At 65.4% G+C, this 22933-nt stretch carries 18 protein-coding genes; 11 read left to right on the plus strand and 7 right to left on the minus strand.

Annotated elements, in window-relative coordinates; translation table 11 throughout:
* Positions 1-11: 11 nt before the first annotated feature.
* Positions 12-956 carry a helix-turn-helix domain-containing protein gene (locus C7402_RS11640; protein WP_112170325.1) on the minus strand — a complete coding sequence of 315 codons (945 nt, stop codon included), beginning with the start codon at positions 954-956 and terminating at the stop codon, positions 12-14.
* Between the two features lie 185 nt (positions 957-1141).
* On the opposite strand from C7402_RS11640, the gene C7402_RS11645 reads away from it, so the two are divergent.
* Positions 1142-2041, plus strand: a complete 900-nt coding sequence (locus C7402_RS11645) for a DMT family transporter (protein WP_116610739.1) — start codon at positions 1142-1144, stop codon at positions 2039-2041.
* A gap of 36 nt (positions 2042-2077) precedes the next feature.
* Here the strand turns inward: C7402_RS11645 and C7402_RS11650 are convergent, their stop codons facing one another.
* Positions 2078-3658, minus strand: coding sequence for a cation:proton antiporter (locus C7402_RS11650; RefSeq protein WP_116610740.1), 1581 nt, complete (start codon positions 3656-3658; stop codon positions 2078-2080).
* 304 nt (positions 3659-3962) lie between these two features.
* Here C7402_RS11650 and C7402_RS11655 point away from each other — a divergent pair, with 304 nt between their 5' ends.
* Entirely contained in the window at positions 3963-4475 is a 513-nt protein-coding gene (locus tag C7402_RS11655; protein WP_112170322.1) for a redoxin domain-containing protein, read from the plus strand.
* On the plus strand, positions 4472-4999 hold the full coding sequence (locus C7402_RS11660) for a DsbA family protein (RefSeq protein WP_116610741.1): 528 nt from the start codon (positions 4472-4474) through the stop codon (positions 4997-4999). Before C7402_RS11655 ends, C7402_RS11660 begins: the two co-directional genes overlap by 4 nt.
* Positions 5000-5011: 12 nt before the next feature.
* On the opposite strand, the gene C7402_RS11665 is transcribed toward C7402_RS11660, so the two are convergent.
* Positions 5012-6442 (minus strand): ATP-binding protein, encoded by a 1431-nt coding sequence (locus C7402_RS11665; RefSeq protein WP_165841864.1) that lies wholly within the window; start codon positions 6440-6442, stop codon positions 5012-5014.
* Between the two features lie 350 nt (positions 6443-6792).
* On the opposite strand from C7402_RS11665, the gene C7402_RS11670 reads away from it, so the two are divergent.
* On the plus strand, positions 6793-7698 hold the full coding sequence (locus tag C7402_RS11670) for a LysR family transcriptional regulator (protein ID WP_116610743.1): 906 nt from the start codon (positions 6793-6795) through the stop codon (positions 7696-7698).
* A gap of 47 nt (positions 7699-7745) precedes the next feature.
* Here the strand turns inward: C7402_RS11670 and C7402_RS11675 are convergent, their stop codons facing one another.
* The 4 genes from C7402_RS11675 to C7402_RS11690 all read right to left on the minus strand — a co-directional run bounded on the left by C7402_RS11675 (position 7746) and on the right by C7402_RS11690 (position 11760).
* Positions 7746-8882 (minus strand): FAD binding domain-containing protein, encoded by a 1137-nt coding sequence (locus C7402_RS11675; protein WP_116610744.1) that lies wholly within the window; start codon positions 8880-8882, stop codon positions 7746-7748.
* A 21-nt stretch (positions 8883-8903) separates the two neighbouring features.
* Positions 8904-10073, minus strand: coding sequence for an FAD binding domain-containing protein (locus C7402_RS11680; RefSeq protein ID WP_116610745.1), 1170 nt, complete (start codon positions 10071-10073; stop codon positions 8904-8906).
* Positions 10070-10711 (minus strand): DsbA family oxidoreductase, encoded by a 642-nt coding sequence (locus C7402_RS11685; RefSeq protein WP_116610746.1) that lies wholly within the window; start codon positions 10709-10711, stop codon positions 10070-10072. The genes C7402_RS11680 and C7402_RS11685 overlap by 4 nt, the downstream gene beginning before the upstream one ends.
* A gap of 128 nt (positions 10712-10839) precedes the next feature.
* The gene (locus tag C7402_RS11690) at positions 10840-11760 is read right to left on the minus strand and encodes a helix-turn-helix transcriptional regulator (protein WP_116610747.1); all 921 of its coding nucleotides are present in this window, start codon (positions 11758-11760) and stop codon (positions 10840-10842) included.
* A 579-nt stretch (positions 11761-12339) separates the two neighbouring features.
* Between C7402_RS11690 and C7402_RS11695 the strand changes: the two genes are divergently transcribed.
* The 7 genes from C7402_RS11695 to C7402_RS11725 all read left to right on the plus strand — a co-directional run bounded on the left by C7402_RS11695 (position 12340) and on the right by C7402_RS11725 (position 22892).
* The gene (locus tag C7402_RS11695) at positions 12340-15234 is read left to right on the plus strand and encodes an ATP-binding protein (RefSeq protein WP_116610748.1); all 2895 of its coding nucleotides are present in this window, start codon (positions 12340-12342) and stop codon (positions 15232-15234) included.
* Positions 15235-15448: 214 nt separating this feature from the next.
* Positions 15449-16441: an alpha/beta fold hydrolase gene (locus tag C7402_RS11700; protein WP_112170313.1), complete on the plus strand. Its 993-nt coding sequence runs from the start codon at positions 15449-15451 to the stop codon at positions 16439-16441.
* A 358-nt stretch (positions 16442-16799) separates the two neighbouring features.
* Positions 16800-18692, plus strand: coding sequence for an amidohydrolase (locus C7402_RS11705; protein ID WP_112170312.1), 1893 nt, complete (start codon positions 16800-16802; stop codon positions 18690-18692).
* Between the two features lie 95 nt (positions 18693-18787).
* Positions 18788-19450, plus strand: a complete 663-nt coding sequence (locus C7402_RS11710; RefSeq protein ID WP_116610749.1) for an HD domain-containing protein — start codon at positions 18788-18790, stop codon at positions 19448-19450.
* A gap of 215 nt (positions 19451-19665) precedes the next feature.
* Positions 19666-20406, plus strand: coding sequence for a YoaK family protein (locus tag C7402_RS11715; protein WP_116610750.1), 741 nt, complete (start codon positions 19666-19668; stop codon positions 20404-20406).
* Between the two features lie 144 nt (positions 20407-20550).
* Positions 20551-21408: a VOC family protein gene (locus C7402_RS11720; RefSeq protein WP_373864425.1), complete on the plus strand. Its 858-nt coding sequence runs from the start codon at positions 20551-20553 to the stop codon at positions 21406-21408.
* Between the two features lie 5 nt (positions 21409-21413).
* On the plus strand, positions 21414-22892 hold the full coding sequence (locus C7402_RS11725) for an alginate export family protein (RefSeq protein ID WP_425273775.1): 1479 nt from the start codon (positions 21414-21416) through the stop codon (positions 22890-22892).
* The last annotated feature ends 41 nt before the right edge of the window (positions 22893-22933 follow it).

A 22933-nucleotide genomic window follows, 5' to 3' on the forward strand; every position in this document is an offset into this window, starting at 1 on the left:
ATCATCGTGCGTTACCGGCCGGCGTCGCAAGCGTTCAAAGCCTGGTTGAACGCCTGGCGGTACGCGTTGGGCGCGGCGCCGAAGGCATCGCGAAAGCGATGGCTGAAGTGGCTCGCGTTGGCATAGCCGCAGTCCGCGGCAACGCGCGCAAGCGGCAGATCGGTCGTGCGCAGCAAGCGCCGCGCCCGCTCGAGACGCTGCGCCGCGATCCACGCATGCGGCGGCTGCCCGAACGAGGCGCGGAACATGCGCGCAAGGTGGTACTCGGAAAGGCACGCCACGTCGGCCAGCGCGCCGAGCGTCAACGGCTCGCTCAGGTGAGCGTCGATATGGTCGCGCAGACGCCGTCGCGTGGCGACCGAGAGGCCGCCCTTGAACGCCACGCCCGGCCGCCGCACGCCCTGGCTGCGCAGCAGCAGGCTCAGCACTTCATGGGCCGTTTCGTTGCTGCGCAGGAGTCCTTCGGGATTCGCCCAGTCTTCGTTGGCGAGGCGCTGGCACAGCTCGGCGATACGTCCGTCCTCGAAATACGTGCGGTCGGCCAGCGTGAGTTCGCGCGGCTCCTGGTCGAGCTCGCGCACGGCGCGCTGAGTGAAGTGCTCGGGCAGGAAATAGAGGTGCATGAAATGCATGTGGCCCCGCACCCACCAGCGCGATTCATGATCGCCCGGCAGCGCGCACAGGCGGCTTGGCGCGCCGTAAATGCCGGGCAGTTTCTGCCGTTCGGTGCGGTAGCCGCCGTCGAGATAGCACGATAGCGTGTGGTGGCCCGGCTGCGCGTAGACGGTCTCGGCTTCGCGCGTTTCGCGTGTCCAGACGGCCGCCGCGAGCCGGTCGCCGAGCCACGCGAAGCGCTCCAGCGTGGCGTTGGCCGCGCTCAGCGTGCGGCACACCGAATGGAGCCCGAACGGCGGCGCGGCGAGATCGAGCGCGGGGATGGGCACCTGGGCATTCATGGTCGGTTCACGAACAGACGGGCGTTGAGGGATTAGGGGGCGCGACGGTCGAAGCGCTGGTCGAAGTATACGCCGCGCTCCAGGGGCCGCACCGCGCCGCCCGAAATGAAAGCGCAATTTTGGACAAGCGCCGGGCGGCGCAGCGGGCCATAGTGAGCGCATAGAACCCACGCTTTCCCAAGTCCATGAATCTTGCGCTTTACTTCGTCACCGTGCTGATCTGGGGTACGACCTGGATTGCCATCAAATGGCAACTCGGCGTTGTGCCCGCGCCCGTTTCGATCGCCTGGCGCTTCGGGCTCGCGGCGCTCCTGATGTTCGCGCTGCTGTGCGCGATGCGCCGTCCGCTCTGGCCGCCGCGCGCGGCATGGCGCTATCTGGCGGCCCAGGGGCTCGCGCTGTTCTGCCTGAACTTCTTGTGCTTCTACTATGCCGAGAACATCGTGCCGAGCGGGCTCGTCGCTGTGGTGTTCTCCACGGCGCCGCTGCTCAATTCGATCAATGGCCGCCTGTTCATGGGGCGGCCGCTGCAACCGGCGGCGGTGGGCGGCGCGGTGCTGGGGCTGATCGGCATCGTGTGCCTGTTCGTGCAGCAGATGGCCGGGCATCTCGGCGAGCCGGCCGTGTGGCTCGGGCTGGCGGTCGCGTTTCTCGGCACGATGTGTTTTTCCGCGGGCAATCTGCTGTCGAGCCGCATGCAGTCGATGGGCCTGCATCCTCTCGTCACGAACGGCTGGGCCATGCTGATCGGCACCGCGGTGCTCGTGGCCGGCAGCGCGCTGGCGGGCCTGCCGTTTCGCATCGAAATGGACGCGCGCTACCTCGGCGCGCTCGCCTGGCTCGTGGTGGCAGGCTCCGTGATCGGCTTCACCGCGTACCTGATGCTGGTGGGGCGCATCGGGCCCGAGCGCGCGGCCTATTGCACGGTGCTGTTCCCGATCGTGGCGCTCGCGGTTTCGACGGTATTCGAAGGCTACCGATGGTCGTTGCTGGCCGTGGTCGGCCTGTTGCTGGTCGTGTCGGGCAATCTCGTCGCGTTCGATCTCACGCGGCGCGTGTTCGCGCGGCGCGCGCCGGCTTCGTGAGGGGCGCAGCGTAGCGCCTCTGTGGCCTGCGTGACGTTAGGGCTCCAGCAAACGAATGAGCCGCATCTCCTCGAAATCGAGCTCCGATTCGATGCGATGGAGCACGGCGTCATCCACCCGGCCGTTGCGATGCAGATCGAGCAACGCGCCCCGCGTCACGCCGACGAGTTCGAGTTCCATGCGCAAGAGCTGCGCACGCTCCTCGATCCGCAACCCGCCGGTGAGGTGCGCGCCCTTGTTCGCCGTCACGCGAACCTTGTATTCGGCGATCAGGCGATCGAGCGTGGCGCGCGGAATATGGGGCCCTTGTTTCGCCATGTCCTTCGCCGCGTCGAGCGCCGCGCCGAACGAATGCGCGCGCGCTTCGTGCTCGGACATCGTATGGCGCGCGGCGGGGCGCAGCTTGAGCCAGCGGATCAACGGCGCGAGGCTGCCGCCCTGCACGACGAGCGTGGCGATGATGAGCAGGAAGGTGCTGAAGACGATCACGTCGCGGCCCGGAAAATTCTCCGGCAACGCAATCGCCGCCGCGAGGCTGACCACGCCGCGCATGCCTGCCCAACCCATGACGATGGCCTCGGCGAACGACCATGCCTCGCCGCCCGAACGGCGCGCGCGCAAACGGCTCGGCAACCAGACTGCGGCGAGCACCCAGACCAGCCGCGCGACGATGGCGGCCGCCGTTGCCGGCAGCGCGACCCGCAAGCCGGCCATCACCACGGCGCTTTCGTGATTGACGCGCGCGAGGATCTCGTGCAGCACGAGGCCGATCATGATGAACACCAGCGCGTCGAGGATGAACACGACCGCTTCCCAGGTCGCTTTCGCCTTGATGCGCAGATCGGCGCTGAACACGCGGTGCTGGCGGATGCCCAGCACGAGCCCGCACGTCACGACCGACAACACGCCCGAGCCGCCCACGGCTTCCGCGATGCCGTAGCTCGCCCACGCCATCACGAACGTCACGACGATGCCCAGCATGGGCTCGCCCAGGCGCGGCAGCGCCCAGCACATGACGTGGCCGCACAGCAGCCCGACGATGATGCCGATGAGGATCAACTCGAAGAACAGGCCCGTCGCGCTGGCGAACGTGATGGTGGCGGCGAGCGCCGCCGACACGGCCATTTGATACAGCAGCAGGCCCGAAGCGTCATTCACAAGGCTTTCCCCTTCGAGCACGGCGACGAGCCTGGCGGGCAGGGGATAACGTTGCAGAATCGCTTTCGCCGCCACGGCGTCGGGCGGCGAGACGATCGCGCCGAGCGTGAAACAGGCGGCCCACGGCAACGCCGGGTTGACGGTGTGGACCGTGACCGCCACGGCAACCGTCGTGAAGGTCACCGCGCCCAGCACGAGCGAAACGATGGTGCCCAGTTCCCCGCGAAACTCCTTCCAGGCGGTGTAGAAAGAACTCGACATCAGAAGCGGCGGCATGATGGCCGCAAGCAGCAGATCCGGGTCCGTTTGCGGCACGCGCTTGCCCGCGATCGCAATCACGCAGCCGCCAAAAAGCAGCACGACCGCCGGAGGAATGGCAATGCGATCGGCAAGCCATGTCAGCGCGCCCGCCCCACAGATCAACAAGAGCAGATAGTGGAAAAATTCGACGTTGGTCACGATGCCGGGTTCCAGGGTGCGATGAGTGAGCGGGAGAAGCGCAAAAGAGGGAAAAAAGGACGCCGATGGTTGGGGCCGAACGGCAGCATATCCGACTTCAAATTAGCGTGTCGTTAAGCGAAGGCGACGGCTCGCGGCGTTGCGGTTAAGCCGTTATACGAAGGTTTCGGTCACTCCATCTTTTTCGTGAAACCGCCATGCGATTGCATGATTGCCTGGCCGTCGAGTCGGGCGATATTCTGGAACGCATCGGTTGCCGTGCCATGCGGCAACTCACCGAAGCCCATCAGGAGCGTTCCAGAACATGAACACGTCGCTTGCCGAACATCACGCCTCACCGCTACCGCCCGGCGCGCAAGCGCCGGACTTCACGTTGCCGGCCACGCCGGACCAGAAAATGTCGTTGTCGGAGTTGCGCGGCGCGCCGGTCATTCTCGCCTTCTATCCGGCCGACTGGAGTCCGGTTTGCGGCGACGAACTGGGCTTGTTCAATGCCGCGCTCGACATGTTCAAGCGCTATCAGGCGCAGTTCGTTGCCATCTCCGTGGACAGCGCGTGGTCGCACGCCGCCTTTGCCGCGCAGCGCGGCTATCACTTTCCGCTGCTCGCGGACTTCGAGCCCAAGGGGGCGGTCGCCAAACGCTACGGGGTCTATCGCGCGGCGGAAGGCGTGAGCGAACGGGCGCTTTTCGTGCTCGACGGCGAAGGCGTCGTGCGCTGGTCGGAAGTCTCGCCGATCAGCATCAATCCGGGCGTGGACGGCGTGCTCGACGCCCTCCAGCGCCTCGCCTCCACCCCGCAACAGGATCTGTCATGAGCCATCTCACGGTGCCCGTGGGGCACGCCGATCATGTGCAGGGCGCCGCGGACGCGCCGGTCACGCTCGTCGAATACGGCGACTTCGAATGTCCGTATTGCGGCGCGATGTATCCCGTCATCAAGGCGATTCAACACGCGATGGGCGAGCGTCTGCGCTTTGTGTTCCGGCAATTTCCGCTCACTTCGATGCATCCTCACGCGCTTCATGCGGCCGAAATGTCGGAGGCCGCGGCGGCGATCGGGCGCTTCTGGGAGGCGCACGACGTGCTCTATGAAAACCAGAGCGCGCTGAACGACGGGGCGCTCACGACCTACGCCGCGCATCTCGGACTTCGCGCGGGTGACTTGAAGTCGGCGTTCGAAGGCGCGTATGACGAGCGCATTCAAGGCGATTTCGACGGCGGCTTGCGCAGCGGCGTCAACGGTACGCCCTCGCTGTTCATCAACGGCCGGCGTTATGACGGCGACCGCGACGCCGAGAGCCTGCTCGAAGCGCTCAACGCCGTCGCGGCCGGCAAGTGAGCGGGTAGCGCGTCAAGCCGGGTCGAGCGCCCGGCCCTGGCTTGCCGCGAAGGGCCACGCCTGACTGGCGACGATGCGCATCTTCGCGGCAGGGCCGTCTTGCTCCCTGCGCAGGCGATCGAATTTTCGCTGCATGTCGGCCACTTCGCCGCACGCCGCGAGCCGCTCATGGGCGAAGATTCTCGTCAGCGTGAACATTTCGAAGCGTGTTTTCATGCCGTCTTGCCGGCGCAGCAAAAGCGATTTTTCCGCAAGCAACGCAAGCGCATGCTCCACGGACGCCGCGTCATGCCGCGAATCGGCGGCGATCCGAACGGCTTCGCTCGCATCGAAAGCGCGCGGAAAAACGGCAAGCCGCCGCAGGACCACGCGTTCCAGGTCGCAGAGCGTAGTTTCGCTGCGCAGGAAATTCGCGCTCAGCGTGCGCTGATGCGCGGGCAAATCCTTCATGCGCGACTCGAACACCAGGATGCGCCGCTCGACGTCGTCCGCGAAAGCGTCGAGTCCGACTATCGCAGCGGTTTCGGCGGCGAGTTCGATGGCGAGCGGCACGCCGTCGAGCGAATTGCATACTTTTCGCACGGCAGCCATGCCGGCTTCGCTCATGTTATGGCCTCCGCACAAGGCAAAAAAGCGCGCGAGGAATAACTCGACCGCTGCGCATTCAGGGGCGTGTTTCGCTTGCACAACCGGCGCTAAAGACGTGAGCGGCGGGACGATCACGCGCGCTTCATAGGAGAGATTCAGCGGCGCGCGGCTCGTGACGAGCATGTGGATGCCGGGGCAGTCTTTCAGCACGGCGTCCACGCAGTGCGCCACCGCATCCACCAGAAGCTCGCAGCCGTCGAGTATCAGGAGCGCCTTCTTTGCGGCGAGCGCCTGCGTCAACGACGCCAGAGACTGCGCACGGTGCACCGAACCCGCAAGCGTTGCGTCTGCGATCTTCGCGATCATTTCCTTGCTGCACGAAACGGAATCGAGCGAAACCATGAATACCCCGTCGCTGAAATTATCCAGCGCTTCGAAGCCCAACGCCACGGCCAGGCGCGTCTTGCCGATGCCGCCCGTTCCCAGCAGCGTGAGCAGGCGTGTTTCGCCCACGCGCGCCGACAGCGTCGCCACGGCTTGCTCGCGGCCCAGCAGATTGGCGGGCGTGCGGGGCAGGTTATGACGGTTTTCCTCGGTGTTCGCGCGCGTGGCTTCGCCGGTTGCGGGCGTGGCTTCGCCATGCTTCAAGCGGTAGCCGCGCCGGGATACGGTCGTGATCAGATCGCGGTCCTTCCCAAAGGCCCGGCGAATGGCCGACATGTGTACGTGCAGGCTGTTTTCCTCGACCACGCAATCCGGCCACACCTTACGCATGATTTCGTCCTTGGAAACGAGCTTGCCTTCCGCGAGAAGCAGGACTTCGAGAATATCGAAAGCGCGTGTTCCCAGCGTCATATCCAGTCCTGACCGATAGACTTTTCTTGCCACGAGATCGATTTCGACATTTCCGATGCGTTTCATTATTCCACCCGGTCCGGTTTGCCATATCCTTTTCACGCGCCCGCGTCCCAATCCTGATACTCACGTGCGGTATTCGTAAGACTATCGATCTCGAAGCACACCGTGAATATCAACAGAATCGGTCATGAGGTTGCGTGGCGCGCAATACGATTAAAGGAACTCATAACGGGCTCCTTAAAGCGGCTTGCGTCGCATTGCTCATTACACGCATTCAACAACCGCGCGGCGTTAGGGTGTAACCTCCCCATCACAATGTCATCGCGCCACACGCGCATCATGGAGCCATGGATAAACTCGTAGCCCTCAAGACCCTGCTGGAGGTCGCAGACGCCGGAGGATTCGCCAAGGCGGCGAAGCGCATGGGGGTCGCCACCTCGTCGGTGGCGCGCCTGATGGACGCCCTCGAAGCGCAACTCGGCACGGCGCTGCTCACGCGCACGCCACGCCGCGTGAGCCTGACCGACGCGGGCGCGAGCTATGTCGAGCAGGTATCCAAGGTGCTCGACGGATTGACCGAGGCCGACGAAAGCATCCTCGACAGCGGCGCCGCGCCTATCGGCACGCTGCGCATCACGGTGCCCACGGCCTATAACCGCGTCGTGCTCGCGCCGCACCTCGCGGCGTTTTTGCGCGAGCATCCGAATGTCGCGCTCGATATTGTCGTTGCCGATCATATGATCGACCTCGCGCTGGAGCGTATCGATATCGCCATCCGGATCGGCCTGCCTTCCGATAACCCCAACCTCATTGCCAAAAAGCTGGCGGAAAATCCGCGCGTGGTGGTGGTGAGCCACGAGTATCTGGAGCACAACGGCGTGCCGCTCACGCCCGCCGAACTGACCGACCATCAATGCCTGCGCATCGCGTACGGCGGCAGCTATCGCGCCCGTCAAACATGGACGTTCGTGCGAGCGGGAGAGCAGGAACGCATCAACGTGCGCGGGCGGCTCGTTTCCAATAGTCTCGACATGCTGCTCGAAGCCGTGCTCGCGGGCCAGGGGCTCGCGCTATTGCCGGAATGGCAGGTCAGGGAGCACATCAACGCGGGGCGGCTCATGCATCTGTTCGCGGACTACCGCGTGACGCCGCAGGGCGACGAGGCCGTCGCTTATGCGGCGTATCTGCCCAACCGGCGGCTCTCGCGAAAAGTGCGGGCGTTTCTCCAGTTCATCGAGGGCCGGGTGGAATAGGGCATCGAGCGACTGACGCGACTGCATCATGCGGTTACATGCTCACGCTATTGCGTGATTGCACCGAGCCCGAACGACTGCGCCAATTGCTTGCCCTTTGCGATGAGCGGGCCGAGCGCCATGCGCCTCGCCGTTGACCACGTGGCCAGCGCGCCGTCGATATCGTCGGCGGGGTTCAGGCCGCTCAAGGCTTGCGCAAGCGTGATCGCGTCGTCGGCCGCCTTGGAGGTGCCGGAGGCCGTGTGAGGGCGAACCGTGCACGCGGCGTCGCCCACCAGCGCGACGCGTCCCACGGCAAACGACGGACTCGATGCGTCGAAGATCGCCTGGAGGAATGGCGCCTGCGTGTGCGTCATCAATTGCTGCAAGGCAGGCGGCAGCCTGGCGCGCGCGCAATCGTGCAGATACGCCGTTGCTTCGGCCGAAAGCCCGCCAGGGCTCACGGAGGCATGATGACGATGTCCCTCGCGATCCGTTAGATGGCGGCTCAGCGTCGCCGCGTCGGGTTCGTTTCGATACCACAGCCAGTTGAATCGCCGCTTGCCGGGTTCGATCGCCCCATCCAGCGCGGGAATGGGAAACGTCATGAACAACGCATCCCGTTCGCGCAGGAGCGTGATGCTGTTATCCAGTTCGGCGACGAGCGGCGCCGGAAGCCGCGCTTCTTCCACCACGCCGCGCCAGGCGAGATAGCCGGCATACGACGATCGATAATCGGGGAACAGCATGGCGCGCATGCCGGAGCCCGCGCCGTCCGCCGCAATGAGCAAATCGGCGGCGAGCGTTTCACGTCCGTTGATTTCGATTTCCACGCCGCCTTGCCGGTTTCGCAGGTTCGTGACCGCTTCGCCATAGCGAACGACATCGGGCGGCAGCATCTCGCTCAACGAGCGATAGACCGCGTCCCAAGACGAAAACGGCACGATTTCGCGGCTTTCTTCGATGAGAGAGCCGTCCGAAGCCAGCCATCGCCGCCACTCGACCGGCACGGCAAGCGTCTTGCGCGTGGCGTGACCATGCTGCTCCAGAAAACGCATCATCTGGCGCAGGACCGCCACGCCCCCACCGTGGCCGCGCATGCCGGCGGCCGTGCGTTCGAATATCGTGACCTCGTGGCCGACGCAACGCAGCGTCAGCGCGGTCGCCAAACCCGCAATCGAGCCGCCGACAATGGCAATTTTCATGGGCTTCACGCGTCCGGTCGTTTAAACGCTGTGCGCGGGAATGCGCATCAACTGGTTGCCGAGCATGATGCCTCGCGTTGTCATGGCGCGGCCCACGCGCAGTTGCTCCGCGTTCCAGCGCGAGAGCGCCCGGTTGAGCGCACCTTCGCCCGCGTGTTGCGGTTGCTGCGCCGCCTCCAGTTCGAGCGCCAGGGCGTAAGCGTTGGCGGCCGCCTTGGCCGTGCTGCCGGCAGTGTGGGGACGCGGAACCGAAGCGGCGTCGCCCGTGAGCAACACCCGGCCGTAGCGCATCGAACGCGTCTGCACGTCGACAATGGGCTGCATGAACGGAACGTCGGTGGCATGCACGAGCGCGCGGAACGTCGGCCCGAGCAGCGTTTGCGCTTCATCCTTCAGGCGGTCGATGACCACTTGCCTGGCAGTCCCAGGCGGCAGCGAGAACGGCCGTTGCACGCCGTCGCGATCCACGAGCAGGTCTTGCAGTTCGTCGGTGTCGTAGCGGCGATACCAGACCCAGTTCCAGCGGCGGCGGCCAGGCTCGGTCGAGTCGTCCTCGCCCGGCACCATGTAGGCGAGCGCGGAGTGCCCCACGCCGTCCGAGAACGCGAAGCGATCGCGCAGCTTATCGGCGGCGAAGGCGGGCAGGTCCGGTTCTTCGATCAGTCCGCGCCACGCGACATAGCCGGCATAGTGCGGTTGCGTCTCGGGTTCGAGCAGCGTGCGCAGCGTCGATCGAACGCCGTCCGCGCCGATCAGCAAATCGGCCGTGTGCTGGTGGCCGCTTTCGAAGTGCGCCGTGACGCGCTCGCCATCGTCCTCGAAGCGGGTGAAGCGCTCGCCCGCGCGCAAGCCGCCGTCCGGCTGCGCGCGCTTGAGCGCCTTGTAGAGCAGGCTCCACGACGTTTGCATTTGCGGCATATAGAAGCGGCTGACGATGCGGTCCGATTCATCGAGGTAGATCCGGTCGCCGGAGAGCACGCCGGGTGGATGCGGCACGGCGACGCCCGCGAATTCGAAGGCCTGCGTGACATCGGGCTGCAACACGACGCCGCCGCCGCGGCTTTCCAGTTCGTGCGCCGAAGCCTCGTAGACAGTCACATCCCAGTTGGCCGCGCGCAGCGCCGCTGCGGTGACGAGTCCGCCCAGCGATCCGCCCACCACGACGGCGTGTTGTTGAGTATCACGGTTCATGCGAATCTCCCTTGAAGCGCCTTGGCGAACACAACCGGCGGTTGTGCGCCGTTCACGATGAATTTGTCCACGACTATCGTCGGGACCGAGCGGATGCCGAGTGCGTCGGCTTTCACGCGCGAAGCCTCGATGTCGATGTCGCCCGCGTCGGAGCCGAGGTAGGCGCGTGCCGCCTCGGCGTCGAGGCCCTGGCTCGCCGCGAGATCCACCAGCGTGTCGAGGTCGCCGATATCGCGGCCCTGCGCGAAGTACGCGCGGAAAATCGCGTCGTAGAGGTGTTCGGCCTGTTCAGGCGTGCCCGCGCCGAGCGCGTGATGGATCAGGCGATGAGCGAGGCGCGTATTGGGCGTGCGTTCGATGCGGCCGAAGTCGAAATGAACACCGGCGGCCACGCCCGCCGCCGTCACGGTCGCATCGAGCATGTCCGAATGCGCGAGGCTGCCGAACTTGCGCGTGCGGTAGGCGCGGCGGTTCATGCCGTCACGCGGCATGCCCGGGTTCAGTTCGAATGGCAGAAAGGTGATGTCGTAGCGGTTCTCGCAATCCGCTATCTTTGCGCCGGCCTTCAGGTTGCGATGGCCGATCCAGCACCAGGGGCAAATGAAGTCGTACGCAAGGACGAGTTGTGTGCGTTCCACGAAGCGTGCTCCAGACAAAAATATGTCATGAGCAGGCTATACGGGAAGGCGTGGGAACAGAATGCCATGACCGCGCAACACCAGATTGCGTGGCGCGCAACTTCGCGCGTGCGAGCGGGCCCGAGGCCCTAGCGCCTCGCGGCGCGCCGCCACGCGCCGGGCGTGGCGCCGCATAGCTTGAGGAACACCCGGCTCAGGTGACTTTGATCCGAAAAGCCGCAGATCATGGCGATTTCCGCGAGCGGCTTTTCCGTGGATTCGATCAGCACGCGCGCTTCGGTAACGCGCTGTTCGAGCAGCCATTGATGCGGCGTGCGGCCCGTGGTCCGGGCGAACGCGCGAATGAAATAGGCGCGCGAGAGGTGGCATTCGCTCGCAATATCGCCGATCGAGTTGCCGCTGTCCGAGCGCAGCAGCAGAAGCTCCTTTGCGCGTGCTTCCTGTGCGGGCGTGAGCGTGCCTTTGGCCTGCGTTTCATGGTGCGCGAAGTTGCCGTATTGACGGGCGATATGGATGCCGATGCACAGGCCGACGTGGTCGACGAACAACTTGTTCAACGGTCCGGAAGCGTCGGTGGTTGCGGCCAGCGCGCTCGCAAGATGATAGAGGACGGGGTCTTTTTTCCGCGGCGAGCAGGTGAGCCCGCGGATCACGGGGCTATCGTGTTCGTCGGCGAGACGGGTGAGGAATTCGGGCGACAGCTCGACCAGAACGAAATCGAAATCGCCGTGAAGTTCGGCGGAATACGGCTCGGAAAAGTCGCGCAGATAAATCGAGCTCGAATCGAAGCGGCGCTCTTCGCTGCGCGCGCCGCGAAACAGATGGCGCCGATGCCCGCCCTGTAACGCAATGCCGGCCAGAAAGCCGCGATCGCTGGCCTCGGTCGAGACGCGCTCCGCCCGGGCGTCGTCCATCCCCTTGCGGTAGATCTGGAGGTCGCCGCTGCCGATATGCAGGTCCTTGCGCAACCGGCTCGCGGTACAGCCGAGCCCGTCGCGCTTGATCGGCGCAGTGGCGGGAGACGGGCTGATTTCGTTAGCGAGCGACATTGGGCGGATTTTCGTGCGGAATGGCTCGTACGGTTGCGCAACAGCGTGAAGTCACCACGCTCGCGGCAATCGTCACATGTCAAAAACAATTCGCATGATTATATCGTAACGCGCGATTGGCGTTGCAAGCGCTAAAAAACATGTCTGAGGATAATGGCATTTAAATTCGCACGATCACGCTAATTGCCATCCAATAAGACAATTCGATGGCGATTTGATGGTAATTGGGGGCAAGTTGGAGGGAATTCAGGCCGTTGGGCAAGGCCGTTCGAACCCATCTTAACCCAGGCGCATCCCGTTAATTCTTAATCCGTCTGCGCAGCCGGATAAGACGCCGTTTGAGCAGTTTTGTCCAAAGGCCATCGTATCCTGCATCAAAACGGTGCATACGATGCTTTTATTCGCTGTTTCAAGCGGGTTGGCCTGGCAAGCGCGGCCGGCACTCAGTGTGCATTTTTCTTCAAGACTCGTGCGTCACGCCACGCTTACAATCCAGTCGCGTGATCGTTGATGGCAGGCTTGACCAGTCAGTATTGGCAGTAATCGCGCCGCTTCGTCCGGCGGCTCAAGGGAACGTCCATGATCAAAATTGGCGCCTTGCTCGTGAACTTCGAGCAGCGTGAGATTCTGCGCAACGGCTTGCCGCTGCGCATCAGCGCGCGTGCGTTCGACATTCTGGAAGTGCTCTTTCGGGCCAATGGCTCGATCGTGACCAAAGACGACATCATCGACTCGGTCTGGCCCGACCAGATCGTCGAGGAAAATCGCCTGCAAGTGCATATCGCGGCGTTGCGCAAGGCGTTGGAGGCCGATCGCGAGCTGATCAAAACTGTCACGGGCCGCGGTTATATTCTCATTCCTCAAGCGCCGCTCGCGCAGCAGGGCACGCTCGCCTCGAATCTGCCGGGCCGCCCCACGACGCTGGTGGGCCGCGACGCGGATGTCGAGAACGTGGTCGCGAAGCTGGCGGAGTCGGCCGTCGTCACGCTCGTCGGCGCAGGCGGCATCGGCAAGACCGCGCTGGCGATTCGTGTTGCCGAGATGGCGCAAGCGCATTTCGCGCGCACCGTCTGCTTCGTCGAACTGGCCTCCGCGAGTTCGCGCGAGTCCGTGCTGGCTACAATGGCCCTGGCCCTTCAGGTGGGGCCCGCCGAAGTCTTGCAGGACACGCGCGCGCTGCTCGCGAGAATGCCGCCGGAAGGCGTGCTGCTGGTGCTCGACAACGCCGAGCATGTGGTCGATGAAGTGGCGGAGCTTGCCGAGAATCTCGTCGCGCACGCGCGTTGGCTGCGCGTGCTCGTCACGAGCCGCGAGCCGCTCACCATCCGTGCGGAAACCGTCTATCGCGTCGAGCCGCTGGCCGTGCCCGCCACGGAGGATACCGTCGAAGCCATGCTCGATCATGGCGCGGTTCAGCTCTTTCTTCAGCGCGCACGCGATATCGCGCCGCGCTGCGCGGCAGACGAAGCCAGCGTCCGGGCGGTGGCGGACATCTGCCGTCAACTGGAGGGCCTGCCGCTCGCGATCGAACTGGCGGCGGCGCGCGTGGCGACGCTCGGCATCGAGGGCGTGGCGGCGCGGCTCGACGACCGGCTCGATCTTTTGAGTGGCGGCTTGCGTCTTGCACTGCCGCGCCACCAGACCCTGCGGGCCACCTTCGACTGGAGCTACGCGCTGCTCGACGCCGAGGCGAAGGGGCTGTTCCGCAGCCTCGCGTTCTTCGCCGGCACGTTCGCGTTCGACGCCGTTTGCGCCGTGGCGACCGAGCCCGGCGTGCCGATCGCGGCAGCGATCACGGCGCTCGGCGAACTGGCCGCGAAATCGCTGCTCACGGTTGAGTTTCACGGTGCGATCGCGCTGTACCGGCTCACGGAGTCGACCCGCGCGTATGCCATGGAAAAGCTCCAGGACGAAGGCGAAGTCCAACGTGTCGCGCAGCGCCATCTACGTTATTTGCAGCGGCAGATCGAAGATCGCTCGGCCCTCGTGCCGCATCGAAGCAAGAGCGCGCAAGCGCATTCCTCGCTCGACGCGGCGCGCAGTGCGTGGGATTGGGCGTTTTCATCCGATGGCGACGCGGCGCTGGGCGTGGCGCTGGCGGGCTCGCTGGTGGGCACGCTGCTCGACGCTTCGCTGGTGCACGAATGCCGCGAGCGCGCACAGCTTGCGCTCGAAACGCTCGACGCATTGCCCAAGGGCGCCGTGGATGCCACCTGCGAAATGCGCGTGTGCTCCGCGTACGCGGCCGCGCTCCTGATGACGGATGGCGCGGCCGCCGACGCCGCCGCGCTTTGGCGCCGGGTGCTGGAGCGGGCCACGGGCTGCGCGGACGCCGTTTTCGAGGCGCGCGCCATGTGGGGCCTGTGGAACGCGGCCATGACCGCGGGCGACATTCATGCGTCGCTGCGCTTTGCCACGCGTTTCGAGGCGCGCACGCAGCGGGGTGGTTCGGCGTGGCAAAAACTCTGTGCGAGCGCGACGCTGGCGGCTTCGCTGCATTGCTTCGGCGAACTCGAACAGGCGCGCGAGCGGCTGGAGCGCACGCTCGCGTCGCTGGAGGTCACGGGACCGCAAAGCCGTGCCGACTCCGACCTCGGCATGGAGCCGCGCATCTTCGGCACGGGCACGCTCGCGCGCATCGTGTGGATGCAGGGGGAAACGACGCTCGCGCTCGACCTGATCGAGCGCGCGATCAACCTCGTGCGCGCGGACATGCTGGAGCCTTCGCTGTGCCATCTGCTCGCGGTCGTGGCGGTGCCCATTGCGCTGGCGTGCGGGGAGTCGGAACTCGCGGCGAGCCATCTGGCGTTGCTGCGCTCGCAAGCGGCGCTCAACCGCTTCGACGCGTGGCAAGACTACGGCGAATGCCTCGCGGGTCAGCTCGCGCTGGACGCGGGCCGCCACGAGGAAGGGATCGCCCGGCTCGAAGCGGGGTTGGCGAGCCTGGAGGCTCGCGGGTTCCGCAGGCTGACCTCGCCGCTGATCGTGTCGTACGCGCAAGCGCTGGTGCGGGAGGGGCGGCTCGACGAGGCGCTCGCGACGATCGACGAGGCGCAGCGGCGCACCGCCTCGGATGGCGACCACGCGTTCGACGCCGAACTGATGCGCACGAGCGCCCAGGTGGACCTCTCTCGCGCGCGCGGGGGATACGCAGCCGGCGACAAGACGCGTGCGCGCCTCATCGAGGCGGGGCATCGCAAGCTGGCTCAGGCGATGGCGCTGGCACGCGAGCAGGGTGCGTGGCTGTTCGAATTGCGCGCGGCGCTCGATCTCGGCGAGTCGCTGGCGCAGGACGGCGCGCCTCGCGAGGCCCGCGCGTTGCTCGCGCCGTTCGAGCGCTTCGGTGGGGAGCATGCGGCGCAGGGACAGGAGGGCGAGCCCCCGTCCTTGCCCGAAATGCGCAAGCTGGCCGCATTGCGCCGCGAACTCGACATGCCGGGGCTGCGCGACATCGACATGGCCGACGTCATATAGCGTGTGGGGAACACCCGCACTCAGCTTTCTAAAGTTCTGTTTCAGGATTCTTCAGGTTTCACAAAAGACATGGCTTTTCCGCGTCGCTAAGCTGCGGTAGCGAAATCGGGGTGCAGACCGCTCGACGTTTCACGGTTTGTCCGCCCATCGCTTATCAGCCTGAACGCAGTGAGCTCGCCCGGGCCTTCCGCGGCGAAGCAACGACGGAGAACACATGACTACGCAGCAAACCAATACGGATACCATTCTCACCTCGCGCCGCCGCATTCTTTCCGCGGGCGCGGGCATGGCCGGCGCCATGGCCGCCATGTCGAGCCTGCCGGCCGTAGCGGCCACCACGGCCGGTGCGCCTGCGCACGCGCACGGCACGGGTCATCATCACGGCGGCAACTACGTGAGCGCCAAGGACGGCACGCAGATCTACTTCAAGGACTGGGGCACGGGCACGCCGGTGGTGTTCTCGCACGGCTGGCCGCTGTGCGCCGACGCCTGGGACGCGCAAATGCTCTTCCTCGTGAACCAGGGCTACCGCGTGATCGCCCATGACCGCCGCGGCCACGGCCGCTCGGGCCAGCCCTCCGAGGGCAACGACATGGACACCTACGCCGACGACCTGGCCGCCGTGCTCGACGCGCTCGACGTGAAGGGCGCGATGCTCGTGGGCCATTCGACGGGCGGCGGCGAAGTCGCGCACTACATTGGCCGCCACGGCGAGAAGCGCGTGGCCAAGGCCGTGCTGATCGGCGCGGTGCCGCCGATCATGGTGAAGACGGCCAACAACCCGAACGGTCTGCCGATGTCGGTGTTCGACGGCATTCGCGCGGGTGTGGCCGCGAACCGCTCGCAGTTCTACCTCGATCTCGCCACGCCGTTCTACGGTTTCAACCGCCCGAACGCGAAGGTCTCGCAAGGCCTCGTGCAGGAATTCTGGCGCGAAGGCATGGCCGGTTCGATCAAAGGCCAGTACGAGTGCATCAAGCAGTTCTCGGAAGTCGACTACACCGACGACCTGAAGAAGATCAGCGTGCCCACGCTGATCCTGCACGGCGACGACGACCAGATCGTGCCGATCGACGACTCGGCGAAGCTCTCGGCGAAGATCGTGAAGAACGCCACGCTCAAGATCTACCAGGGCGCGCCGCACGGCATGTGCAGCACGCACGTCGATCAGGTCAACGCGGATCTGCTCGCCTTCCTCAAGGCCTGACGATCATCGCGCCGACTGTGCGCGACGATCCCGGCTGAACAGCGCAAGGGAAAGTGATTCAAGCCGCGCCGCCAACACGGCGCGGCTTGAATTGCGTCGTCTCGTGCTCAGAAAAGCCATCATAAATCTTCAGGCTTTACACAGGACTTTCAGGTGCGGATTCCATAAAGTGAACCCTTTGCGAAGTCCTTGAAAGCCGAAGCGATATTCCGGATGCGGCGCATGGCGAAGCAGTCTCCGCAAGCTACTGCACGCCCGAGACCGAACGCTCCGGTGCGGGGTGTGACGCGTGCGTGACGCGAGTGTTACGCGCGATTCGGACTACAAAAGAATTCACTCAAGACACAGGAGAGCGTCGATGAGCGCATCCGATCAACCTCAGCGTATTGCCGACCTCGTGATCTACAACGGCAAGATCGCGACCCAGGACGAGCGCCGCTCGTTCGCCACGGCGCTCGCGGTTGCCGACGGCAAGATCGTCGCGTCCGGCAACGAGCGCGATGTCATGCAATGGGCGCGCGACGACGCGCGCCGTATCGACCTCAACGGCCGCACTGTGATTCCCGGTCTGAATGACTCGCACTTGCATGTGATTCGCGGCGGCCTGAACTTCAACATGGAGTTGCGCTGGGACGGCGTGCCGTCGTTGCAGGACGCGCTGGAGATGTTGCGCGCGCAGGTCGCGCGCACGCCCGCGCCGCAATGGGTGCGCGTGGTGGGCGGCTGGAACGAATTCCAGTTCGCTGAAAAGCGCGGCCCCACGCTCGACGAGATCAACGCCATCGCGCCGGACACGCCGGTCTTCATCCTGCACCTCTACGACAGCGCGCTGCTGAACGCGGCGGCGCTGCGCGCCGTCGGCTACACGCGCGACACGCCCAATCCGCCGGGCGGCGAGATCCAGCGCGACCGGCGCGGCAACCCCACCGGCATGCTGATCGCGCGGCCCAACGCGGGCCTGCTGTACGCCACACTTGCCAAGGGTCCCAAGCTGCCGATCGACGACCAGATGAATTCCTCGCGCCAGTTCATGCGCGAGTTGAACCGTCTGGGCGTGACGAGCGCGATCGACGCGGGCGGCGGCTACCAGGCCTACCCCGACGACTACGCCGTCATCATGGAGCTGGCGCGCCGCGAGCAGCTCACGATCCGCATCGCCTACAACCTCTTCACGCAGAACGCGAAGCGCGAGATCGAAGACTTCGCACGCTGGGTGAAGGCCACGCGGCCCGGCGACGGCGACGACTTCCTGAAGGTCAACGGCGCGGGCGAAATGCTGGTCTTTTCGGCCGCCGACTTCGAGGACTTCCTGGAGCCGCGCCCCGATCTGCCCGAGGAGATGGAGAAGGAACTCGAAGGCGTGGTGCGCCTGCTGGTGCAGAACCGCTGGCCGTGGCGCCTGCACGCGACCTACGACGAGTCGATCAGCCGCTTCCTCGACGTGTTCGAGCGCGTGAACGCCGACACGCCGTTCAACGGCCTGCGCTGGTTCTTCGACCACTGCGAGACGATTTCGGAGCGCAACATCGAGCGTATTGCGGCGCTGGGCGGCGGCATTGCCGTGCAGCATCGCATGGCCTACCAGGGCGAGTATTTCATCGCGCGCTACGGCGCGGAGGCCGCGGCCCACACGCCGCCCGTGCGCAGGATGCTGGAAGCGGGCCTGCCCGTGGGCGCGGGTACGGACGCCACGCGCGTGGCGAGCTACAACCCGTTCGTTTCGCTCTACTGGCTCGTTTCGGGGCGCACGGTGGGCGGCACGCCGATGTACGCGCAGCGCGACCGGCTCGAACGCATGGAAGCGCTGCGCCGTTACACGGTGGGCAGCGCGTGGTTCTCGAACGACGAAACGAAGAAGGGCGCGCTCGTGCCGGGCCAGTTTGCCGATTTCGCCGTGCTCAGCGACGACTTCTTCACCATCGAGGAAGAGTCGATCAAGCATCTGACTTCGGTGCTGACCGTCGTGGGCGGACGCATCGTCTATGCCGACGCGGAGTTCGACGCCCTGAGCCCGCCTGCGCTGCCGGTGAGCCCCTCGTGGTCGCCCGTGGCCGAGTTCGGCGGCTACGCGCGCTACAAGCCTGTCACCGCGCTCCATGCCGCCGTGCCCGCGCAGTCGTGCAGCGACGCCTGCGTGAACCTGTGCGGCATTCACCAGCACGCGCACGGCCGGGCGTGGCGCAGCAATGCCCCGGTATCGGACCAGAACGGGTTCTGGGGTGCGCTGGGTTGCAGTTGCTTCGCGTTCTGAACCGGAGCACGCGGCCATGAAACGCATCGACGCCGCGCGCGCCGCGCTCACGTCGATAACCGTCAATAACGATCGGGATATCCGGAAGGACTTCTATGCAAACAGCGTCGTGGTGCACGGTCAGCGAAGTCGCTGGCGTGCGGATTCCGCGTACGCCTGTGGCGACCGCGGCCGTCGAAAGCGCATGCGCCACGTTGCCGCCCATCCTGATCGGGCACGCCAACCGGGTGTGCATGTTCGCGATGCTCAGGGCGCAGCGCGGCGGCATGGAATGCGACACGGATTCGCTTTACGTCAGTGCGATGTACGCGAACATGGGGCTGAGCCCCGCGTATTCGCATTCGACCATGCGCTATGAAATCGACAGCGCCGACGCGGCCCGGCATCTGCTGCACCACTATGGCGCGAACAGCCAGAAGCAGCATGATGCGTGGCTGGCGATCGCCCTGCATACGTCGCCTGGCATTCCGGCACGGGTGACGCCGCTTTCGGATCTGCTCGCGGCGGCGGTGCGCACCGATCTGATCGGCACGAACCTGCATCTGTACACGGAGCACGAGCGGGCAAGCGTGCTCGCGACGTTTCCTCGCGGGAAGGGCTACAAGCAGGAGGTCATTTGCGCCTTCGGGCGCGGGCTCGCTTTTCGGCCACAAACGACCGTGGGCAATCAGTGTGCCGACGTGCTGGACCGGATCGATCCCGACTACCGCCGCATCAATTTTTGCGGGCAGATCCTGGGTTCGCCCTGGCTGGAGTAGGGGATGCAGGGGCTGCGTCGTTTTTAGGCCTCATTTTTTAGTCCGCATCGCCGTTCACCGGCGACGCCTGGAGAGTGCTACATGTCGTATCTGATCTCGTTGGGGACCGCACTGGTGGCGGGCCGGTCCCGCCACTTCTCGTGTGCGTCGCACGCCCCGGCGTCGAGCGCACAGCACGGCACCGTGAAAACCACCACGCCCGCAAGCGACGCATCATGCAGCAACAAACACTAAACGCGCGAGCGCGATTCGTTGGAAGCGTGCTCGATTCGCTACTGGGCGAGAACGGCGTGCTCGCTTTCGTCGCGGGCTATGTCGACACGCTCGGCTTCGTGGCCCTGTACGGGCTTTTCACCGCGCACGTCACGGGCAACTTCATCCTGATCGGCTCGGGGCTCGCGGGTGCGGGCAACGGCCTGTCGATCAAGCTGCTGGCGTTTCCCGCGTTCGTGAGCGGCATTGTCGTCGCGCGCCTGCTCGACGACAAGTTGCGCACCCGCCCCGAAAGCACGCGCGCGGTCGGGCTTTATATCTTGCAGATCGCCTTCCTCGTTGCCTTCATGGTCGCAGGCATTGTCGCCGCGCCCATCACCAACTCGAACGCGCCCCTGACCATCGTTTGCGGGTTGCTGGGCGCGGCCGGCATGGGCGTGCAGAACGCACACGCGCGCCTCGCGACGCGCAGTGTGGCCGCCAATACGGTGATGACGGGCAATGTCACGCAGGCCGTGATCGATGCGTTCGATCTGCTCGCGCCCGGCACCGCGCACGTGGACCGGGGCGAAGCGCGCACGCGGCTCGTGCGCACGCTGCCGCCGGTGCTCGCGTTTGCGCTGGGCGCGGGCGGCGGGGCGCTGGGCTGGCTGGTCGGCGCGTTCTGGGCGTTGATCGTACCGCTCGTGCTGCTTGGCGTGCTCGCTTGCGGCGCGTTTCGAATCGGGCGTGAAAGCGCGTGACGGCGGGCCGTCACGCTTCACCCCCTTCATTTTCTCTGGATCACCAAGGAGTTTGCGTTGAGCTTCATTTCATTTAACCGTTCGCTGCGGGCGCTCGTTGCGGCAAGCATCGCCGTGGGTCTGTCGCTGCCTTTCACGGCCGCGATGGCAGACGACGCGACGTACTCGTACTATCCGCAGCCGGTCGAGGCGCCCGATGTTTCCGTTGGCGCGCAATACGACACCACGCACGTCTATGTTTCGGGCAACGACATCGACGCCTTCGTGAACAGCTTTCTCGCGACCTTCGGCGGCAAGGCTTCGCCGCGTGCCGTGTTCACGGTCACGCCCACGCCCAGCAAGACGGCTTCGCAATACGTGCAGACGCCGGTGGGCATGCTCTCGGTGTTCGCGTTCGAGACGCCCGTTCCGTACCCGTTCGGCAACGAGCGCACGGGCTATCTCGTGACCGACATCGACAAGGCGGTGCGCGCCGCACGCGCGGCGGGCGCGGACGTGCTCGTCGACACGTTCGACGACCCGATCGGCAAGGACGCCATCATCCAGTGGCCGGGCGGTCTCACGATGCAACTCTATTGGCACACCAAAGCGCCTTCGTATGCGCCGCTGGAATTCGTGCCCGACAATCGCGTGTATGTGTCGAAGTACGAGGCGCAGAACTTCATCAAGCGCTTCGTGCGCTTCTCGCACGGCAAGATCGTCTCCAATAACCGCCAGGCGGACGGCGCTGAAATCGGCAAGCCTGGTGAAACGATTCGCCGCGTGCGTCTGCAATCGGGCTTCGGCAACATGCTGGTGTTCGTGACCGACGGCAAGCTGCCTTACCCGTATGGCCGCGAAACGACGGGCTACGAGGTCGCCGATCTCGACGCCACGCTCGCAAAGGCGCAGGCCGCCGGCGTGAAGGTGCTGGTGGCGCCCGCGCAGAATGCCGAAGGCCGCACGGCCATGGTCGAGTTTCCCGGCGGTTACGTCGCGGAGATTCATCAGCGCGCGAAGTAAGCGGCATGCGTAATCGAATCGCAAGCGCCATGAAGCGCGTGACGGGGCGAACCCGGTCGCAAGCGTGCAGGCCGACGCGTCGTTACGCGAGCGTGGCGCTTGCCACGCTCGCCGCGCTCCAGGTAAGCGCGGCGTACGCCGACGACGCACCCGCTGGCGCATGCGACGTCAAACGCCCCGTGCCCGGCTTCAACCGCTGGCAGGAAAACTGGGGCGTGCTCGCGAATCCGTGCCTGCCGCGCAGGACGTTTGACGGGCTTAAGTACATCCCGCTTTCGAGGAACGATCCCACCTGGTATCTCTCACTGGGCGCGAACCTGCGCGAGCGTTTCGAACTCAACAACACGCCGCTTTTCGGTCTTGGCAGCGCACGGCTCGACAACTGGGTGATCCAGCGCGCCGAAGTCCACGCCGATGCGCGCTTCGGCGAGCACGTGCAGGCATTCTTCCAGCTCGAAGACGCGCGGCCCTTCGGTAAGGACTCCGTCACACCGGTGGACAAGAACCCGCTCGACATCGAGCAAGCGTTCGTGGCGTTCGTCTACGGCGTGGGCGGCGGCACGTTCAAGGCGCGCGTGGGCCGCCAGGAAATGGCGTTCGACTTGCAGCGTTTCGTTTCAGTGCGCGACGGCCCGAACGTGCGCCAGGCGTTCGATGCGCTATGGGCCGACTACGAGATCGGCAAGTGGCGCTTCATCGGCTACCTCACGCAGCCCGTGCAGTACCGTGACGCGGCCGTGTTCGACGACGTCTCGAACGGCCACCTCACGTTCAGCGGCGTGCGCGTGGAGCGCGTGAACACGGGACCGGGCGATCTTTCCGCGTACTGGTCGCGCTACGAGCGCGACAACGCGCGCTTTCTCGATGCGAGCGGCAACGAGCGGCGCGACGTGTTCGACGCGCGCTACGCGGGCAAGCAGGCGCAGTTCGACTGGGATGTGGAAGGCATGGTGCAGACCGGCCACGTGGGCGCGGATACGGTGGGTGCGTGGGCGTTCGGTGCGCTGGGCGGTTATACGTTCGCAGCGCTGCCGGGCACGCCGCGCCTGGGGATCCAGGTTGACGGTGCATCGGGCGACCGGCATCCCGGCGACGGCCGCGTGGAGACGTTCAATCCGCTTTTCCCGAATGGCTACTACTTCACGCTGGCAGGCTATACGGGCTACAGCAACCTGATTCACGTGAAGCCTTCGCTCACGTTCAAGGTGACGCCCAAGGTGACGCTGCTCACGGCACTGGGTTTCCAGTGGCGCGACACGACGGCGGATGCCGTCTACGGGCAGGGCATGGCGGTGGTGCCGGGCACGGCGGGCAAGGGCAACCGCTGGACGGGCATGTATGCGCAGGTGCGCGCGGACTGGCTGGTCAGCGACAACGTGGCGCTCGCGCTCGAAGCGGTGCATTTCGAGGTGGGCGATTCGCTGCGCTCGCTCGGCGCGCGCAACGCCGATTATGTCGGCGTGGAAGCGAAGTTCGGCTGGTGATGAAAGGTATCGACAAGGGGAACGTGATGAGCACGCATCTG

The sequence above is a fragment of the Paraburkholderia unamae genome (genome assembly GCF_003096875.1).
In the GTDB taxonomy this organism is placed as follows: domain Bacteria; phylum Pseudomonadota; class Gammaproteobacteria; order Burkholderiales; family Burkholderiaceae; genus Paraburkholderia; species Paraburkholderia unamae.

What these genes read in the sequence shown, in the direction of transcription:
- C7402_RS11640 (WP_112170325.1), bottom strand. Translation starts at nt 956, where the DNA reads ATGAATGCCCAGGTGCCCATCCCCGCGCTCGATCTCGCCGCGCCGCCG.
- C7402_RS11645 (WP_116610739.1), top strand. Translation starts at nt 1,142, where the DNA reads ATGAATCTTGCGCTTTACTTCGTCACCGTGCTGATCTGGGGTACGACC.
- C7402_RS11655 (WP_112170322.1), top strand. Translation starts at nt 3,963, where the DNA reads ATGAACACGTCGCTTGCCGAACATCACGCCTCACCGCTACCGCCCGGC.
- C7402_RS11660 (WP_116610741.1), top strand. Translation starts at nt 4,472, where the DNA reads ATGAGCCATCTCACGGTGCCCGTGGGGCACGCCGATCATGTGCAGGGC.
- C7402_RS11665 (WP_165841864.1), bottom strand. Translation starts at nt 6,442, where the DNA reads ATGACGCTGGGAACACGCGCTTTCGATATTCTCGAAGTCCTGCTTCTC.
- C7402_RS11670 (WP_116610743.1), top strand. Translation starts at nt 6,793, where the DNA reads ATGGATAAACTCGTAGCCCTCAAGACCCTGCTGGAGGTCGCAGACGCC.
- C7402_RS11675 (WP_116610744.1), bottom strand. Translation starts at nt 8,882, where the DNA reads ATGAAAATTGCCATTGTCGGCGGCTCGATTGCGGGTTTGGCGACCGCG.
- C7402_RS11680 (WP_116610745.1), bottom strand. Translation starts at nt 10,073, where the DNA reads ATGAACCGTGATACTCAACAACACGCCGTCGTGGTGGGCGGATCGCTG.
- C7402_RS11690 (WP_116610747.1), bottom strand. Translation starts at nt 11,760, where the DNA reads ATGTCGCTCGCTAACGAAATCAGCCCGTCTCCCGCCACTGCGCCGATC.
- C7402_RS11695 (WP_116610748.1), top strand. Translation starts at nt 12,340, where the DNA reads ATGATCAAAATTGGCGCCTTGCTCGTGAACTTCGAGCAGCGTGAGATT.
- C7402_RS11700 (WP_112170313.1), top strand. Translation starts at nt 15,449, where the DNA reads ATGACTACGCAGCAAACCAATACGGATACCATTCTCACCTCGCGCCGC.
- C7402_RS11705 (WP_112170312.1), top strand. Translation starts at nt 16,800, where the DNA reads ATGAGCGCATCCGATCAACCTCAGCGTATTGCCGACCTCGTGATCTAC.
- C7402_RS11710 (WP_116610749.1), top strand. Translation starts at nt 18,788, where the DNA reads ATGCAAACAGCGTCGTGGTGCACGGTCAGCGAAGTCGCTGGCGTGCGG.
- C7402_RS11715 (WP_116610750.1), top strand. Translation starts at nt 19,666, where the DNA reads ATGCAGCAACAAACACTAAACGCGCGAGCGCGATTCGTTGGAAGCGTG.
- C7402_RS11720 (WP_373864425.1), top strand. Translation starts at nt 20,551, where the DNA reads ATGGCAGACGACGCGACGTACTCGTACTATCCGCAGCCGGTCGAGGCG.
- C7402_RS11725 (WP_425273775.1), top strand. Translation starts at nt 21,414, where the DNA reads ATGCGTAATCGAATCGCAAGCGCCATGAAGCGCGTGACGGGGCGAACC.